The organism is Aureimonas sp. ME7 (assembly GCF_903970965.1).
In the GTDB taxonomy this organism is placed as follows: Bacteria; Pseudomonadota; Alphaproteobacteria; order Rhizobiales; family Rhizobiaceae; genus Aureimonas.
Genome location: NZ_CAJCKW010000009.1, coordinates 84,849 through 100,969 on the forward strand (window position 1 = coordinate 84,849; position 16,121 = coordinate 100,969).

The 16,121-nt window shown below is 68.3% G+C and carries 15 protein-coding genes; 12 read left to right on the plus strand and 3 right to left on the minus strand.

Annotated features, from left to right (window positions below):
* Positions 1 to 113: 113 nt before the first annotated feature.
* Genes H7A85_RS15540 through H7A85_RS15550 form a run of 3 tightly spaced genes read left to right on the plus strand, consistent with a single transcriptional unit; the run spans position 114 to position 5,641 of the window.
* Positions 114 to 1,520 carry a Wadjet anti-phage system protein JetA family protein gene (locus H7A85_RS15540; RefSeq protein ID WP_182086871.1) on the plus strand — a complete coding sequence of 469 codons (1,407 nt, stop codon included), beginning with the start codon at positions 114 to 116 and terminating at the stop codon, positions 1,518 to 1,520.
* A complete protein-coding gene (locus H7A85_RS15545; RefSeq protein ID WP_182086872.1) occupies positions 1,510 to 2,217 on the plus strand; it encodes a DUF4194 domain-containing protein in 708 nt (235 codons plus the stop codon). The genes H7A85_RS15540 and H7A85_RS15545 overlap by 11 nt, the downstream gene beginning before the upstream one ends.
* Positions 2,210 to 5,641, plus strand: coding sequence for an SbcC/MukB-like Walker B domain-containing protein (locus tag H7A85_RS15550; protein ID WP_182086873.1), 3,432 nt, complete (start codon positions 2,210 to 2,212; stop codon positions 5,639 to 5,641). The genes H7A85_RS15545 and H7A85_RS15550 overlap by 8 nt, the downstream gene beginning before the upstream one ends.
* A 173-nt stretch (positions 5,642 to 5,814) precedes the next feature.
* Here the strand turns inward: H7A85_RS15550 and H7A85_RS15555 are convergent, their stop codons facing one another.
* On the minus strand, positions 5,815 to 5,958 hold the full coding sequence (locus H7A85_RS15555) for a DUF1127 domain-containing protein (protein ID WP_182086874.1): 144 nt from the start codon (positions 5,956 to 5,958) through the stop codon (positions 5,815 to 5,817).
* Between the two features lie 286 nt (positions 5,959 to 6,244).
* Between H7A85_RS15555 and H7A85_RS15560 the strand changes: the two genes are divergently transcribed.
* The gene (locus H7A85_RS15560; protein WP_182086875.1) at positions 6,245 to 6,892 is read left to right on the plus strand and encodes a hypothetical protein; all 648 of its coding nucleotides are present in this window, start codon (positions 6,245 to 6,247) and stop codon (positions 6,890 to 6,892) included.
* Between the two features lie 9 nt (positions 6,893 to 6,901).
* On the opposite strand, the gene ggt is transcribed toward H7A85_RS15560, so the two are convergent.
* Entirely contained in the window at positions 6,902 to 8,656 is a 1,755-nt protein-coding gene (gene ggt / locus H7A85_RS15565; protein ID WP_244631227.1) for a gamma-glutamyltransferase, read from the minus strand.
* Between the two features lie 143 nt (positions 8,657 to 8,799).
* On the opposite strand from ggt, the gene H7A85_RS15570 reads away from it, so the two are divergent.
* On the plus strand, positions 8,800 to 8,952 hold the full coding sequence (locus tag H7A85_RS15570; protein WP_182086876.1) for a DUF1127 domain-containing protein: 153 nt from the start codon (positions 8,800 to 8,802) through the stop codon (positions 8,950 to 8,952).
* A gap of 6 nt (positions 8,953 to 8,958) precedes the next feature.
* Here H7A85_RS15570 and H7A85_RS15575 read toward each other — a convergent pair whose 3' ends face one another.
* Complete coding sequence (locus tag H7A85_RS15575) at positions 8,959 to 9,960, minus strand: M23 family metallopeptidase (protein ID WP_182086877.1); 1,002 nt, start codon at positions 9,958 to 9,960, stop codon at positions 8,959 to 8,961.
* Positions 9,961 to 10,119: 159 nt separating this feature from the next.
* Between H7A85_RS15575 and pncB the strand changes: the two genes are divergently transcribed.
* The 7 genes from pncB to H7A85_RS15610 all read left to right on the plus strand — a co-directional run bounded on the left by pncB (position 10,120) and on the right by H7A85_RS15610 (position 16,101).
* The gene (gene pncB, locus H7A85_RS15580) at positions 10,120 to 11,424 is read left to right on the plus strand and encodes a nicotinate phosphoribosyltransferase (protein ID WP_182086878.1); all 1,305 of its coding nucleotides are present in this window, start codon (positions 10,120 to 10,122) and stop codon (positions 11,422 to 11,424) included.
* A gap of 134 nt (positions 11,425 to 11,558) precedes the next feature.
* Complete coding sequence (locus H7A85_RS15585) at positions 11,559 to 12,386, plus strand: ferredoxin--NADP reductase (protein WP_182086879.1); 828 nt, start codon at positions 11,559 to 11,561, stop codon at positions 12,384 to 12,386.
* 66 nt (positions 12,387 to 12,452) lie between these two features.
* The gene (locus tag H7A85_RS15590) at positions 12,453 to 13,298 is read left to right on the plus strand and encodes an alpha/beta hydrolase (protein WP_182086880.1); all 846 of its coding nucleotides are present in this window, start codon (positions 12,453 to 12,455) and stop codon (positions 13,296 to 13,298) included.
* A gap of 29 nt (positions 13,299 to 13,327) precedes the next feature.
* Positions 13,328 to 13,576: an Lrp/AsnC ligand binding domain-containing protein gene (locus H7A85_RS15595; RefSeq protein ID WP_182086881.1), complete on the plus strand. Its 249-nt coding sequence runs from the start codon at positions 13,328 to 13,330 to the stop codon at positions 13,574 to 13,576.
* Positions 13,569 to 14,438, plus strand: a complete 870-nt coding sequence (locus tag H7A85_RS15600) for a dihydroneopterin aldolase (RefSeq protein WP_182086882.1) — start codon at positions 13,569 to 13,571, stop codon at positions 14,436 to 14,438. Before H7A85_RS15595 ends, H7A85_RS15600 begins: the two co-directional genes overlap by 8 nt.
* A 134-nt stretch (positions 14,439 to 14,572) precedes the next feature.
* On the plus strand, positions 14,573 to 15,214 hold the full coding sequence (locus H7A85_RS15605) for an amino acid kinase (RefSeq protein ID WP_182086883.1): 642 nt from the start codon (positions 14,573 to 14,575) through the stop codon (positions 15,212 to 15,214).
* Between the two features lie 86 nt (positions 15,215 to 15,300).
* Complete coding sequence (locus H7A85_RS15610; protein ID WP_244631228.1) at positions 15,301 to 16,101, plus strand: urease accessory protein UreD; 801 nt, start codon at positions 15,301 to 15,303, stop codon at positions 16,099 to 16,101.
* The last annotated feature ends 20 nt before the right edge of the window (positions 16,102 to 16,121 follow it).

The window sequence follows — 16,121 nt, forward strand, 5'->3', positions numbered from 1 at the left end:
GCCTTGCGTGAACCTGTTGATCGCGCGAGGGCGGAGCTTTATGACGGGGCGATATCGCGCGGGCCCGGCATGAGATCGCGGCACGCTTCCCGAACCCCTTGTACTGGAACGGAATGCCGCTTTTCGACGTCCTGCCGCCGGATCTCTTCAAGCCCCTGGCGGCGTCCACCAAGCGGCTCTACTCCGACCTCCTGATCGACCTCCTCCATCGCACCTTCGAGCCCTCGGCCGAAGCGCCGCGCCGGGTCGACGTCCTGCGCGAGATCGAAGCGTTCCTGATGCGCCGCGACGAGGCGGGCGAGGCGGAGGAGGGCGCCGACGACCTGCCCCCCGGTCGTCTGGAGGAGCGCGCGCGCACCGTCTACGACCGGCTGATCGAGACCGGCTGGCTGGTGGAGCACCGCGACCGCTATCTGCGCCTCGTCGACCTCGACCCGGAAGCGGCGGGCCTCCTCCATCTCCTGTCGCGCATCGAGCGGGGCGAAACGCGCTCCTACGGCGGCGCGGTGCTGGAGGTCTTGAGCGGCCTCGAAGGGGCGGCCGAGCACCCGGACGAGCGCTCCGAGTCCCTTCGCAACGCCCTGCGCTCGGCCGACGACTTCATGGCCCATATGCGCACGGTCGCCGTCACGCTGCGCCAGGCGGAGGAGCGCATCCTGCGCCAGCCCTCGCTGCGCGCCGTGTTCCATCAGTTCTTCGGCGACTTCGTCGAGCGCCACCTGATCCGCGACTACAAGACGCTTCACACCAAGGACAACCCGTTCCGCTTCCGCACCGCCATCATCCGCCGGGCGACGGAGATGATCGAAAACCCGGCGCTTCTGTCCAGCCTTGGCGAAGCCTACGGGCGCGAAGGGCGAAGCCCCGGGGCGGACGAGGGAGAGGCGGAGATCCGCACCGAGCTGTCGCGCATCGTCCAGGTGTTCGAGGCGGCCGAGCGGCATCTGGAAGCCATCAACGCCACCGTCGCGCGCATCGAGCGCCGCATGGTCAACGCCGCCCGCCACATGGACCGGATGAGCGGCGGCTCCACGGCGGAACTCGCCGAAGCGCTGCGGCGTCTGGGCGCCGACACGCGGGGCGAGGTCGCCGTCGCGCCCCCCATCCTGCCGCGCTTCATGCCGATCGGCCCGGTGCACATTCCCTCGCCCCGGCGCGACAAGCCGCCGGTCTCGGCGGTGCTCCTGCGCGACGTGCCGCTGGATCCGGCGGCAATCCTTTATGCGAGGGCGAAGGACGAGTACGTGCGGCGCACCCGCGTCACCGCGCCGGTGCTCACCGCCTATCTCGAACGCCTGATCGGGGTTCGAGCCGAGGTTCGCGGGCGCGACGTGCAGCTCGGCTCGATCGACGACTTCGTCGCCTTCCAGCGCCTGCGCGAACTGCCCTCGATCTTCGGCGGCACCATGGCGCGGCGCTACGAGATCGAGTTTCTCGACGCGCGCTGCGCCAACCGTTGGATCGTCTGCCAGGACTTCGTGATCCGCCGCCGCATGGGGACCGAACTCGATGCCGCCTGAGACCGACGAGTTCCGCGACATCGTGGACGGCGACTGGGCCGGCGGCCACATCGCCGGCAAGCGTCCCACCGGGGAGGAGATGACGCGCGCCCTCCAGGTGATGATGACGCGCCAGTGCCTCTATTCGCACACGGTCGGGGCCGGGCGCACCTACGATCTCGTGCGCGCCTATCCCACCTTCTTCGAGCGCTATTTCGGCTCGCTCGGATATCGGCTCGTCGTCTCCCCACGCGACCAGATGGTGGCGCTGTCGGTTCCCGAGAACGAGCCGCGATACGACGGCACCTTCGAGCGGCTGCGCAAGGACGAGACGATCGTGCTTCTGGCGCTGCGCCTGATCTGGGAAGAGGCCCTGCGCGCTCACGAGGCGGGTGATGCGGCCACCGTCGAGGCCACGACCGACGATCTCGTCGATCGGATCGCCGGCGTCGCGCAGGCGCCCGCGCCCGACGAGCCGCGCCTCCTCGACATCCTGCGCATGTTCGCCCGCCACGGCGCGCTTAAGCTCGGCGAACGCGACAAGGCCCGGCGCGTGTCCCCTTTGACGATCCTGCCCGGCATCGGCATTCTCGTGCCCGATTCCTACGTCAAGGAACTGATCCTCTGGGCGGGCGAGCCGGTGGCGCCGATCGCGGAACCAGAACCCGTGAGCGACGAGCCCGACCCGACCCCCGCCGAGAGCGAACCCCATGTATAGCCTTCGGCGGATTTCCCTTTCGAACTGGTACCTGATCGGCGCCAAGGACATCGAGATCCGGGGCGAGGCGGCGCTGATCGGCCCGACGGGCGCCGGCAAGACCTCGATCCAGGACGCGATCCAGACCGTCATCACCGGCGCCAGCCAGAACCGCCTGAACCTCAACGCGTCGGCGAGCGGCCGCTCCTCGCGCTCGGTTCTCGAATACTGCCTCGGCATGACCGGCGACCCGGCAGAGAACGGGCGCCCGCTTCGCCCGTCCTGCGAGACGATCCTCGTCCTGACCTTCGCCAACGACGGGACGGGCGAGCCGATCTCGGTCGGCATCGCCATGGCCGCGCGCCTCGGCGACAGCCGCGAGGAGATCCTGTCGCGCTTCATCGCGCCGGGCTACGCCTTCACGATGGAGGGGATGCGGCGCGGCGCGGACGGGGCGGAAACGATCGCCCCCTGGAGCGAGATCGCGGCCGAGATGCGGCAGGCCTCCGCCGGCTTCCAGGAGTACAGGAACTCGGCCGAGAAGTTCACGAGCGACATGCTGAGCGCGATGCGGGGCCCCGCGTCCGCCCCGAACGCCCGGCATTTCCTGCGCGCCTTTTCCAACGCGCTCGCCTTTCGCCCGATCTTCGATCCCACCGTCTTCGTGCGCGATTTCGTGCTGGAGCCCGACCCGCTGGACGTCGATCGGGTGCGCGCCTCGATCGCCTCCTGGCGCGAGCTGGAAGCCCTGATCGAGGAGGCGGAGGCCAAGCACCGCCACGTTTCGCTGATCGCCGGGCGCTTTCGCACCTGGGCCCGCGAACGCTTGAACGCCGATACCGAGCGCTGGCGCGCCGGCGCCTTCGGGGCGCGCCGCGCGGGGCAGGAATGGCTCGCCCTTCGCCGAACTTTAAGCGAGCGCGAAAAGGAACTGGCGCTGGAGCAGGGCGTCCTCCAGAGCCGTCGGGAGTGGATCCGCGCCTGGGACGAGGAAATCCGCGAAAAGCAAGCGTTTCTATCCGCCGCCGGCGGCGAAGGGCGGCTGCGCGAGATCGCGGCGGAAGGCCGGCTGGTGGAGCGCGACATCCGCGACATCGAGCAGGGCTGGGGCCGGATCGCCGGAGGGCTCGGCACGCTGGCGCGGCTCGTCGTGCGTCACGCCGCCAACCTGCCGCCGGGTGCGGTGGAAGCGGGCCGCGCGGCGGCAGAAGCGCTGACCATCCTGCCCGACGGAGACAGCTTCTTCGATCTGCCGCGCGGCAAGGGGGGCGTTCTCGACGATCTTCTCGCTCAGGCGCGGCGCACCAGCGGCTGGGAACTGGCCCTCGACGAGGCGACCGAACGGCTCGGAGCCAAGGCGCATACGCAGGAGGGCGAGCTCGAGCGCCTGCGCGATGCGCTGTCGCGCCCGCAAGGCAGCCGCCTCCTGTCGCGCGAGGCTTTGAGGCTTCTCACCGTCCTAAAAGACGCCGGCATTCCCGCCGTGCCGCTCTGCGACGTCGTCGATGTGGTCGACCCGAGCTGGCAATACGCGGCGGAAGCCCTGCTCGGGCGCGGGCGCGAGGCGATCATCGTCGAACCGTCGCTTCTGCAGCGCGCCTTCGACCTGATGTGGTCGGACCGCAACGCCTTTTCAGGCTGTACGCTGGTGAAGACCAGCGCCACCCGGTCGAGCGGGGGGCGTGCCGCGCCCGGCAGCATCCTGGAGGCGCTGGAAACCGGCAACGATCATGCCCGCGCTTTCCTGAACGTGCGCATCGGCGCCTTCCGCAAGGCGGAAACGGATGCCGAGCTCGATCGCCTCGATCGCGGCGTCATGCGCAACGGCAAGACCTCGTCCGGCATGGGGTTGTCCGTGCAGCGGGACTTACGCGATCTCCTGTTCGGCAAGGGCGGTGCGGGCCCGAGCGCTTCCGGCCTGGAAGGCGAGCGCGATCGGCTGGAGCGGGAACTCGCCGCCACGCGCGCCACCCTTCGGGATCTTCGCGAAAGCGCGCGCGCGCTCGGCACGGTCGCCGCCGCGCTGTCGCCCGACGCCGGACCGGCCGAGCTGGAGCGGCGCGCGGCGACCGTTCGCCAGCGCCGCGACGAGCTGACGCGCGACCGGCGCGCGGTGGAGGAGGGCGAAGCGTCGGAGATCAAGGCCGAGCTCGACGACATCCGGCAGGAGCGCGACGCTCACGCCGCCGAGCTCGCCGAAGAGGTGGAGCCCAAGGTCGAGACGCTGCGCCAGACGGTCGCGACGCTTCGCGCCCGGCTCGACATGGCGGCCGACAAGCACAAGTCGGCGGTGGGGCGCCGCCGCAAGGCCTGGCGCGTTGTGGGCGGCGAAGCGACGGGCGAACTGTTTGCCCTGCGGATGGGCGGCCATCCGTCGGCGCAAGCGGCGTCCGCCGCGACCAAACGGGAGATCGCCGCGATCGAGGCCAGCCCGCGCGACATGCTGGGCGCCCTGGCGAGCGCGCGCAACGAGGCGGACGCGAAGGCCGACGCATCGGACACGGCCGCGCGCCGCGAGCAGCTCGTCGCGCTTCGCGAACTCACCGAATATGCCGGGCGCTGGAAGGTCTCGGTGCCGCTGATCGACGGCGATACGATGCCGGCCGGCACGCGTTGGGTGTTGGACGAGGCCGCGCGCCTCGAAACGCACGAGCTGCGCGGTCACCGTGAGGCCTGCGCGCGCGCCGCCACCGAGATGCGCGCGATGATGCGCGAGGATCTTCTCGCCCGCCTGTCGGAGAAGCTCGCTCGGGTGAACTATCGCCTCGCCGGCATCAACCGTCTCCTGAAGCGCCACCGCTTCACCGGGCAGACCTACGCATTCTCCTATGCGGTCAACGGCCGCTTCGCCGGCATGCACGATCTGGCTCAAAAGGCGGGGGAGGGCGAACTGACGGACGAGGCCTTCGCCGCTTCCATGGCCGAGGTGGAGGCGATGATCGAAGGGGCGGAGGACGCCGCGCTTCTCGCCGACTACCGCCAGTACTTCACCTTCGAGATCGTGATGAGCGATGCGTCGGGCAATCGGACGACCTTGTCCTCACGCGCGATGAAGGGCTCGGGCGGCGAGGCGCAGGTGCCGTTCTATGTCGCGATCGCGGCCTCGCTGGCGCTCGCCTATTTCCCCGGCCACATCGCCGGCCGGCCGGTCGGCATGGGGCTTGCCCTCTTCGACGAGGCGTTCAACAAGCTCGACGTTCCCAACACGCAGGCGCTCCTGCGCTTCTTCCGCGACATGGGGCTCCAGCTGCTGATCGCCGGCCCGGAGGACAAGCGCGCCACCTTCACCGAGGTGCTCGACACGATCATCCTCGTCAACAAGTCGCTGGACGGGCGCACCGTCTATATCGACACCGAGTATCCCGGCGAGGCGGCCAAGAAGGCGCTGGAGCGACTCAATCCGGACCATCGCGGCGTCGAAGGCTTCCGCTCGGCCGCCGAGTAAGGCAGGCGGCGCTTGCGCGCGGGCGATATCGCGTCGTGGGCCATCCCCGAACGCGACAACGCCCGCCGGGGGAGGACCGGCGGGCGTCGTTTAAGAGCCTGCGTGGGAGGATCGCAGGCTGGATCCGCTTCGGCCTTTGGGAGGAGGATGGCCGTCGCGAAACTGATGAAATCTTAGCGGGTCGCCTGGCGGGCGAGGGCCGGAATGTCCGAGCGCGCAATGCCGAGGTCGGCGAGTTCGCGGTGCGACAGACGGTTCAGCTCGTTCACCGTGCTGCGGTACTGACGCCAGGTCTGGAAGGAACGGGCGATGCCCATGGTCTTGTCCTCTTGAGGCTTCCCGCTGGAAGCCGCTGTCTTGGTTTCGATGAGAGGAACATACGCACCCACGCCCGAGACCTGTAGTGCGTATTGTGCATGGCAGCATTGCATGTGAGTGCAAAGCGGGCGGAACCCCTTCCTGCCTTCGGTTTCAGCAGATTTCACTTCGTGCTCTGTGGCGCAAACGCGCCAATGTGACGGGGACGTTCATGAATTCGTAATAAGGGCTGACATCCCCTTGGCCTTTCCATAGGTTGCCGCCAGACGTCGCCCGAGGGGACTTATGAAGCATCTCACATTTTCCGCCGACTTCGCGCGGATCCTCGTTTGCGCAATCGCCATCATGCTGGTCGGTGCGATCCTGTCGGCCAAGGCATTGGGCTTTGCCGACGCGTCCACGGAGAATGGCCCCCTGGAATGGACGCAGGAGGTTTTCCTTCTCGTCGCGGCCGTGTTCTCGGTCGGCTCCATGGTCAGCCTTCGCAAGGCGGAGCGTCTGGCCGCCTTTCTCGCCACGGTTCTCTACGTGGTGTTCCTGCTGCGCGAACTGGAACTGCCGCCGATCGGGCCGATCACGCGCTATCTCGGATCCCACGCGTTCCGCTGGCACGAGATGGTCGCCGTCGTCCTCATCACCGTTCCTTATCTCGTGGCTCGCCGGCACTGCCTGCGCGAGATCGCGGCCTATGGCCTGTCCTTTCGCGGCTGGCCCTTCGCGGTCGCGGCCGGCTTCGTGTTTCTCGGCGCCTATTTCGACGGCTCACCGATGTTCGACGGGATCGCCTATCTCGGCACCTTCCTGGAGGAAACCGCCGAGCTTCTGGGATACGGCGTTCTGGCCGTGGCGGCGGCCTGGGTTCTCTGCCAGTCCCGCCGGACGGAAGACGAGGCCGTGGATCTGGCGATCCTGCCCCGTTCTTCCGTCGGCTGAACGCCTCGTTCAGTATCCGATCGCCGCGCCCGCGCCTGCGCGGCTGTCGATCGCGCCGAAATAGCGCTCGGGGCGCGATGGGTCCCGGTCCGCAAGGCTCGGGCCGCCGACGAGGATGCCCGCTGCCTCGCCCCAGATCGGCCAATCCGGATCCTCGCTGACCGTGTGACCCTTGGCCGACAGGATCGCGATCGTGTCGGGCGAAAGCGCGTGCGGCTCGATCGTGATCCGGTCGGGCAGCCATTGGTGGTGAATGCGCGGCGCGTCGATCGCCTCCTGGATGTCCATCCCGTGTTCCAGGACGTTGAGGATCGCCTCCAGCGTGATGGTGATGATGCGTGAGCCGCCGGGGCTGCCGATCACCATCAGGGGCTCGCCGTCCTTGGACACGATGGTCGGGCTCATGGAGGATAAAGGCGACTTGCCGGGCTCGATCGCGTTCGCCTCGCCTTGGACGAGGCCGTAGAGGTTGGGAACACCCGGCTTCTGCGTGAAGTCGTCCATCTCGTTGTTAAGAAGGACGCCGGTGCCCGGCGCCACGACCCGCGCCCCGAACGAGCCGTTGAGCGTATAGGTCACCGCCACCGCGTTGCCGTCCCGGTCGATGATCGAATAGTGCGTCGTCTCGTGGCTCTCGCCCATGCCGGCCGGCTTCAGCGCCGCCGATACGCCCGCCCGGTTCGGGTCGATCTTGGCCCGGATTTCGGCCGCGTGTTCCTCCGACAGAAGCGTTTCAACCGGGTTCTGGACGAAGTCGGGGTCGCCCAGCGCCGAGTTCCGGTCGACATAGGCGTGGCGCATGGCCTCGGCCATGAGATGCACCGTTTCGGCCGAGCCGAAGCCGGTATAGCTCAGCGGGTAGGCCTTCAGGACGTTGAGGATCTCGCAGATGATGACGCCGCCCGAGCTCGGCGGCGGCGAGGAAACGATCTCGTATCCCTTGTAGTCGCAGCGGACGGGATCGAGGTCGCGAACCTTGTAGCCCTCGAAGTCGGCGGCTTCCAAGATGCCGCCGTGGGCCTCGCTCGCCTTCACGATCGCGTCCGCCGCCGCGCCCCGGTAGAACCCGTCCGGCCCGCGCTCCGAGATCGCCCGAAGCGTGTTCGCCAGATCGTTCTGCACGAGGCGCTCGCCCGCCGCGTAAGGCGTGCCGCCCGCCTTCAGGAAGATCGCGGCCGCCGCCGGATCCTTGGCAAGATCCGCGTTGCCGTCCGCAAAGCTCGCGACATCGCCGGGCGACAGGGCGAACCCGTCGGAGGCGAGGCGGATCGCGGGCGCGATCAGCGCCGCCCGCTCCTTGGTGCCGAAGCGCTCGCGCGCGTGCTCGAACCCGGCCACCGAGCCGGGAACGCCGACTGCCAGATAGCCGTCGGTCGACAAACCCTCGACCGGGTTGCCGGCGGGGTCGAGATACATGTCGCGCGTCGAACGGGCGGGGGCGCGCTCGCGAAAGTCGATGAAGGCGGTCTCGCCGCCTTTCAGGCGGACCGTCATGAAGCCGCCGCCGCCCAGGTTTCCAGCCGTCGGATACACGACGGCGAGCGCGTAGCCGACGGCCACCGCCGCGTCCACGGCGTTGCCGCCCGCCTTCAGCGTCTCGATCCCGACCTCGCTCGCCAGCCGCTGCGCGGTGACCACCATGCCGTTGGTGCCGGGCACGGGGGCGGGTGAAGCGGCGAAAGCGCCTCCTGAGCCCGATATCGCCACGATGCCGGCCGCGCAGATCCATGCGACGCCGCGTTTGAAGACCATGCTGGTCTGCATCTTCGTCTCCCCGTCCGTGAGGCTCGGGAGGATGCAACAGAGCGGAAAGATTGTCGAAACCAAAAGGCGCCCGCGCGTCATGCGCCGGCAATGCGGGGAGCGGAAAGAGAGGCCTTTCACAACGCCAAGGACTTGAAGAAGCGATGCTGTCCCACCTGCGATCCGCCCTCGATCTCCACCGCCGCCGCCGGCGCAACCTGGCCGCGCTCCATCATCTGACCGACCGCCAGTTGGCCGATATCGGCCTCGTCCGCTGCGGAAACGACGCCTTCGTGCTCCGCCGGGGAGAGCCGTGACGGTTTTTAGCCGGTCACCTCGATCTCGCTCCGCTTCGACGAAACGCCGACCCCGTCGCGGATCACCTCTACCGAAACGGTCCATCGGCCGGGCAGGAGAGGGCGCTTGCGGCCCGCGAAGGCGGAATAGACCGCCTGGTTGCCGGGGAGGGGCTCCCCGGACCCTTCGAAGAAGGTCTGCCCGTCCGGCGACACCATGCGAAAGGCGAGCGTGTCGCCCTTGCGAAGGTTGGAGATCCAAGCCCAGACCAGCGATGCGTCGCCGCCCGCGTGCGGCACGGGCGGCGCGCCCTTGATCACGAGCGCCCCGTAGTCCACCGGCGCACCGGCGAGGCCGAGGCCGAGAACCGACGTGGACGAGCCCGACAGCGCCTTCACCGCCCCCTCGTCGAACAGGGTGCCGGCGAAGGGCGCGCCCCTGCCGCAGCCCGAGCCGATTGCCCGCCCGCTCGCCGGATCGATCTTCTCGCCGCCCCGCCGCACGGAAAAATGCACGTGTGGGAACTCGGCCGCGCCCGAGGCGCCGATCTCGCCGAGCTTCTGCCCGGCCTCCACCCACTCGCCGGACTTTACCGAAACGCTGCCGCGCCGCATGTGGCAATACTGGGTCTCGAGGCCCTCGCCGTGGTCGATCACGACGCCGTTGCCGCACTCGACGCCCCGGACCGCCTCGCGGCCCGCTGCGCCCGCGGCCAGCTTGTCGGGCAGCGCGTCGCGAACGCCCTTCACGGTGCCGGCGGCCGCCGCCACCACAGCGACGCCCTTGGCCACGTCCGCCATGGATCGCACCCGGATGTCGAGCCCGTCGTGACCGTCATAGGCGGCGCTGCCGCAGAACGGATCGGCCGCGCCCGGCCCGCCGTCCATGTCCGGCCATTGCTGCACGAAGCACGTGTCGCCGATCGCGCAGGCGACGGGGAGGGCGAGGCGCGGCTCGGCATGGGCCGTGGCTGCGGCGAGGCTCAGACCGGAGGCGAGAACGCAGGCGAGGAGATGTCGGCGCGGCATGGGGGCTCCGGTTCGCTTCGGGCGGGTGGCGGAGGGTTCGGCTTGGAATCGGGCGGGGGCGTGGCCGTTGGCTCGCGTGAGCGTGAAAGTGGATTTGTGCTACCCGCGATTGTTCGGCTAAGCATCGCGCGGGAATGCCAGCAGACGCCGAGACGAATCATGGTTGCCATCGACATCGCCACACGGGTTTGGAACCACACGTTCAAGCTCGACCCGATCGTCCGCTCGCTGCTCGACACGGACTTCTACAAGCTCCTGATGCTCCAGATGATCTGGGGTCTCCACCGCGACACGGACGTCACCTTCCGCCTGATCAACCGGACGAAGACGGTGCGCGTCGCCGACGAGGTGGACGAGGACGAGTTGCGCGCCCAGCTCGACCACGCGCGCTCCGTCCGCTTCTCCAAGCGCGAGATGATCTGGCTCGCCGGCAACACGTTCTATGGCGAGCGGCAGATCTTCCGCCCCGCCTTTCTGGAGTGGCTGAAGGACTTTCAGCTTCCCCCCTACGAACTCGCCAAGCGCGACGGCCAGTACGAACTGATGTTCCGCGGCCGCTGGACCGACACGATGATGTGGGAGATCCCGGCGCTCGCCATCATCAACGAGTTGCGCTCGCGCTCGGCGATGAAGACCTACCGCCGCTTCGAGCTCGACGTCCTTTATGCGCGCGCCAAGGCCAAGATGTGGGAGAAGGTCGAGCGGCTCGACCGGCTGCCCGATATCCGCATCTCGGACTTCGGAACGCGCCGTCGCCATTCCTTCCTGTGGCAGCGTTGGTGCGTCGAGGCGCTGAAGGAGAAGCTGGGGTCCCGCTTCATCGGCTCCTCCAACGTGCTCCTCGCCATGGAGGCCGATCTCGAAGCCATCGGCACCAACGCGCACGAGTTGCCGATGGTCGCCGCCGCGCTGGCCAAGACCGATGCCGAGCTTCGCGACGCGCCCTACAAGGTTCTGGAGGAGTGGCAGAGCTGGTACGCCGGCAACCTCCTCGTGGTGCTGCCCGACACGTTCGGCACGGCTTCCTTCCTCCAGCGCGCACCCGATTGGGTGGGGGCCTGGACCGGCTTTCGCCCCGACTCCGCGCCGCCCATCGAGGGCGGCGAGGCGATCATGGCGTGGTGGCGCTCCAAGGGGATCGACCCGCGCGAGAAGCTCCTGGTGTTTTCCGACGGGATGGACGTCGATTCCATCGAGGAAACCTATCGCCATTTCGACGGTCGGGTGCGCATGAGCTTCGGCTGGGGCACCAACCTCACCAACGATTTTCGCGGCGTCGCGCCGGAGGAAAATCTCGGCCTCCACCCGATCTCGCTCGTCTGCAAGGTGATGGAGGCCGACGGGCGCCCGGCGGTGAAGCTGTCGGACAATCCTGCCAAGGCGACGGGAACGCCGGTCGATATCGAGCGCTACCGCCGCCTGTTCGGGACGGCGGCGAATATTGCGCGCGAAGTCGCCGTTTGAGAAAAACCTGCCTTGGAGAGCGGCCCTCGTCGTGCCACTCCCCGACTTGATGGATCGCGGGGCCTTTTGCTGCGCCGCATCAGGCTTTATCTCCCTGAAGCCAAAGCGAACGCTCAACTGGAAAAGGGCCGATCATGACCGGAACCGCCGAGACCCTGGAACACGCTTCGGGCGCGCCGAGCTTCCCCATTCCCGCCAACGTCTTCGCCGAAACGGTGACGGAGGTGAAGCACTACACCGACAGCCTGTTCCGGTTCCGGATGACGCGTCCGGCAAGCTTCCGCTTCCGCACCGGCGAGTTCGCCATGATCGGCCTGCCGAACGCCGAGAAGCCGGTGTTCCGCGCCTATTCGATCGCCAGCCCCTCCTGGGACGAGGAGCTCGAGTTCTTCTCGATCAAGGTTCCGGACGGCCCGCTGACCGAGCACTTGCAGAAGATCCAGCCGGGCGACACGGTCCTCCTGCGCAAGAAGCCGACCGGCACCCTGGTTCTGGACGCGCTCCTGCCCGGCAAGCGCCTCTACCTCTTCTCCACCGGCACCGGCATCGCGCCCTTCGCCGGCACGATCCGCGACCCGGAAACCTACGAGAAGTTCGATCAGGTCATCCTGACCCACACGACGCGCACGCTCGCCGAGCTGCACTACGGCGAGGAACTGGTGGAGGCGCTGAAGACGGACGAGATCCTGTCGGAGATCGCCGCCGGCAAGCTTCTCTATCACGGGTCGGCCACGCGCGAGGGCGAGCACAAGGGCGAGCGGATCACGACGCTTCTGGGAACCGGCAAGCTGTTCACCGATCTCGACGTGCCGCCGATCGACCCCGCCCATGACCGCGCGATGATTTGCGGCTCCATGGCCATGCTCAAGGACACCGCCGAAATGTGCGAGCGCTTCGGGCTCGTGGAGGGCTCCAACGCCAATCCCGGCACCTATGTCGTGGAGCGCGCCTTCGTCGATTGATGGGGTCTCTTCGGATTGGGAGCGGCGTCCTCTAGATACGGGATGCCCTCTTCTTCGGAGCCGTCGATGACCCGCTGGACCCCCGTCGCCGATTTCGACGCCGCCTACGACAATTCGGCGGCGGTGCCGGGATCGGACGCCTTCCTGCCGCGCTGGAGCGCGGAGGCTTCGGCCTTTCGTGAGCTCGCCTCGGCGCGCGGACGGGCCGAACTCGACCTTGCCTATGGTTCCGACGAACGACACCGGCTCGACCTGTTCCGGCCGGAGGCCGAGGGTGCGGCGGGCCTCGTCGTCTTCGTGCATGGCGGATACTGGAAGGCGCTCGACAAGTCCTACTGGTCGCATCTCGCCAAGGGCGCGCTCGCCAACGGCTTCCATGTCGCCATGCCGAGCTACCGTCTGGCGCCCCAAGTGCGCGTGAGCGACATCGCCGTCGATATCGCGGCGGCGATCGCCTTCGCGGCCGGGCGGGTGGAGGGGCCGATCCGCCTCGTCGGGCATTCGGCCGGCGGCCATCTCGTCACCCGCATGGTGGCGGGCGATACGCCCCTGGAACCCCGGATTCTGTCGCGCGTCGACCTCGCCCTGCCGATCAGCGGTCTCTTCGATCTTCGCCCGATCCGCCGCACCAGGATGAACGACGTCCTGAGCATCGACGGGCCGGAGGCGGCAGCTGAGAGCCCAGCACTTCTGGAGCCGGTCCACGACGTGCGCATCGAAGCGGTGGTGGGCGGGGCGGAGCTTCCCGAGCTTCGCCGCCAGACGCATCTCCTCCAGTCGGCCTGGGCCGGGCTCGGCGCCCGGATCGACGCGCACGAGGTGGACGGGGCGCACCATTTCGACGTGATCGCCTCGCTTGGCTCGGGGGGTGGGCGGCTCGCGCGTCTTTTGACGGCCGGCGCTCCGCTCTGATACGCAACCCCATCGACAGGGGTCCCGCGATGCAAGCCATATTCGTCCAGTTCAAGTGCCGGCCGGGCCGCGCCTATTCCGTCGCTTCGGCCCTCGTGGAAACGGTCGAGGAAATTTCGGAGGTCTTTTCCACCTCCGGCCAGTACGACCTGATCGCCAAGTTCTATCTCGAAGCGGGCCGGGACATCGGCCACTTCGTCACCGAGCGCCTGCAGGTGATCGACGGGGTGGCCGACACGTTCACCACCGTCGCCTTCAAGGCGTTCGGCCGTGAGTGAGGTGGGCGGGCCGAAAGTGGCGCGCCTTGCGGTTCTCGTGTCCTCGCCCGACGAGGCGCGCCGGGCATTGGAAGCGGGCGCGGACTACGTGCTGGCGCCGGCCCGGCGCGAGCGTTCGCGCATCGGTGTTCCCGATCGCATCCGGGACGAGGGGGACGACCTTCTGTTCGCGGTCGGCGCCGACGAATCCCTGCCGGCCGAACCCAAGCGCATCCGACGCGTGCGCGAACTCGGCGACGTGGCGGAGGCGGGCACGAGCTTTGCCGCGCTGCTCCTCGACCCCGGCCGCCCCCTCCTGCGCGCCTTCTCCCTGGAGGCCCTCTCGCGGCACCTCGACGAATGCCGCGCGGCCGGCATCGAATGCTGGCTCGGCGGAGCGCTCGAACTTCCCGATGTCCCGCGTCTCGGCGTCCTTTCGCCCGATGCGCTGGTCGTGGAAAACCTGTCGCCGGAGGCCCTGGCTCAAGCGCTCGCGATGCTGCGCCGTCCGGAAGAAACGCTCGAGGACGGGCCGATCGACCGGATCAGGGTTACGAACTACGTTCTCCATACCCATATCGGAGCCTACGAGTTCGAACGCGAGCGTGCCCAACGCGTCCGGTTCAGCGTCGAGGCCTCGGTTCGCCGGCCGGCGCGCCGAGCGGACACGGTCGGGAATGTTTATTCCTACGACGTGATTCTCGATGCCATCCGCCGTTTGTGCGAGCGGGGGCACACCGACCTCGTGGAAACGCTGGCCGACGAACTGGCCGAAGAGCTTCTGCTCGACGCTCGATTGAGTGATGTCACCATCCGCGTCGAGAAGCTCGATCTCGGGCCGGAAGCCGTCGGCATCGAGATCCATCGCCGCCGCAAGCCTTGAGTTCCGTCGCACCGCACAGCCTTCTCGCGTGCGGCTGCGAAGGGAACTTTCCAACTGCGGCAAACTTGTTCAAATTGCGGCGCGGCGGATATGGGATCCCTATCCGTCCGGCGTAACCGACAGGAGTTCGCGAAATGCATGACGTCTTGATCGTCAAGTTTGGTGGCAGCTCGATCGCCTCGACCGACCTGCGCAAATGGGTCGAAGCGATCGAGAAGTCCACGCGTCCGCTCGTCGTCGTTCCCGGCGGGGGCCCCTTCGCCAAGCTCGTGCGCCAGTACCAGACTCGGATCGGCTACGACAACGACGCCGCCCACCGCATGGCGATCCTCGGCATGGAGCAGTTCGGCCACGCGCTCGTGAGCCTGGGCACGCGCCTTCGCCCCGCTGCGACGCTGGATGCGATCGAGGCCGCCCACGAGGCGGGTGCGATTCCCGTCTGGATGCCGGCGAAGCTCGTCTTGCGCGCCGACGGGATCGAGCGGACCTGGAGCACCACGTCCGACAGCCTTGCCGCCTGGCTGGCGCGCGGCATCGAGGGTGCCTCGCTCTGCCTCATCAAGCAGATTGACCTGCCGCCGGGCTCGACCATCGAGGCGGTGTCGGCGGCCGGCGTCGTGGATACCGGTTTCGTCAGCCTTCTGCATCCCGCGACGCGCGTCTATGTCGCCGGTCCCTCCGATCTTCCCGTATCCGGGCGACGCCTCGCCGAAGGCGGCGTTCCGGGCCGCGAGGTGATCCACGAGAAGCACGGGTTCGTGGAAGCCGCGCAATAGGCCGATCTCGCGTGACGGATGGGCTGTCAGCCAACCGGTCCGGGGGCATCGCCGAACCGGACGCCCGAAGCGTTCATGCGACGTCCTTGCAGCGCGCGCGGGGGCGGGCGAGTGCTCTTGTCGGACCCGTCCGGCGCGGCGACGCCGAGCCGACCGCCATCCGCCGCCTCCATCAGGCCGGCTGCCTGAAGCTGCGCTTTCCCCGCTTGCCCGGCGGCGCCTGCGAGGCGGTCGTCATCAACACGTCCGGTGGCTTGACGGGGGGGGACCATCTCGATCTTGCACTTTGCGTCGAGCCACGCGGTGTCCTGACCGTGACCACGCAGGCCTGCGAGCGCATCTATCGCTCGCGCGGCGATGCGGCCGACATGAACGTGTCGCTGGTGGTCGGGCCGGGCGCCACGCTGTCCTATCTCCCGCAGGAAACGATCCTTTTCGATGGCGGTCGCCTGTCGCGAAGCCTCGATGTCGAGGCTCGGGCCGACAGTCGCTTCCTCTTGGTGGAAAGCGTCGTCCTCGGCCGGACCGCGATGGGGGAGACGGTGCGCGAAGGCGAGATCCGCGACCGCTGGCGCGTGCGACGTGACGGCCGGCTCGTGTTCGCCGACCACCTTCGGCTTGCCGGCGCGCTCGGCGAACGGATGACTGAGGGGGCGGTTCTCGATGGAGCCGCCAGCTGGTCCACCATCCTGCATCAGGGGCCGGGGGCGGACGAACTCGTGCCTCGACTTCGCGAAATTCTGGGAGACCATGGCGGTGCCAGCCTTGTGGATGGGCTGCTCGTCGCCCGACTGGTCGCGGCCGACGGCTACGCCTTGCGCCAAAGGTTGATGCCTGCGCTCGCCCTACTGGCGCAGGCGCCGCTCCCGCGCGTATGGTCGCTGTGACCGTATGCTTCGTTCGAAAG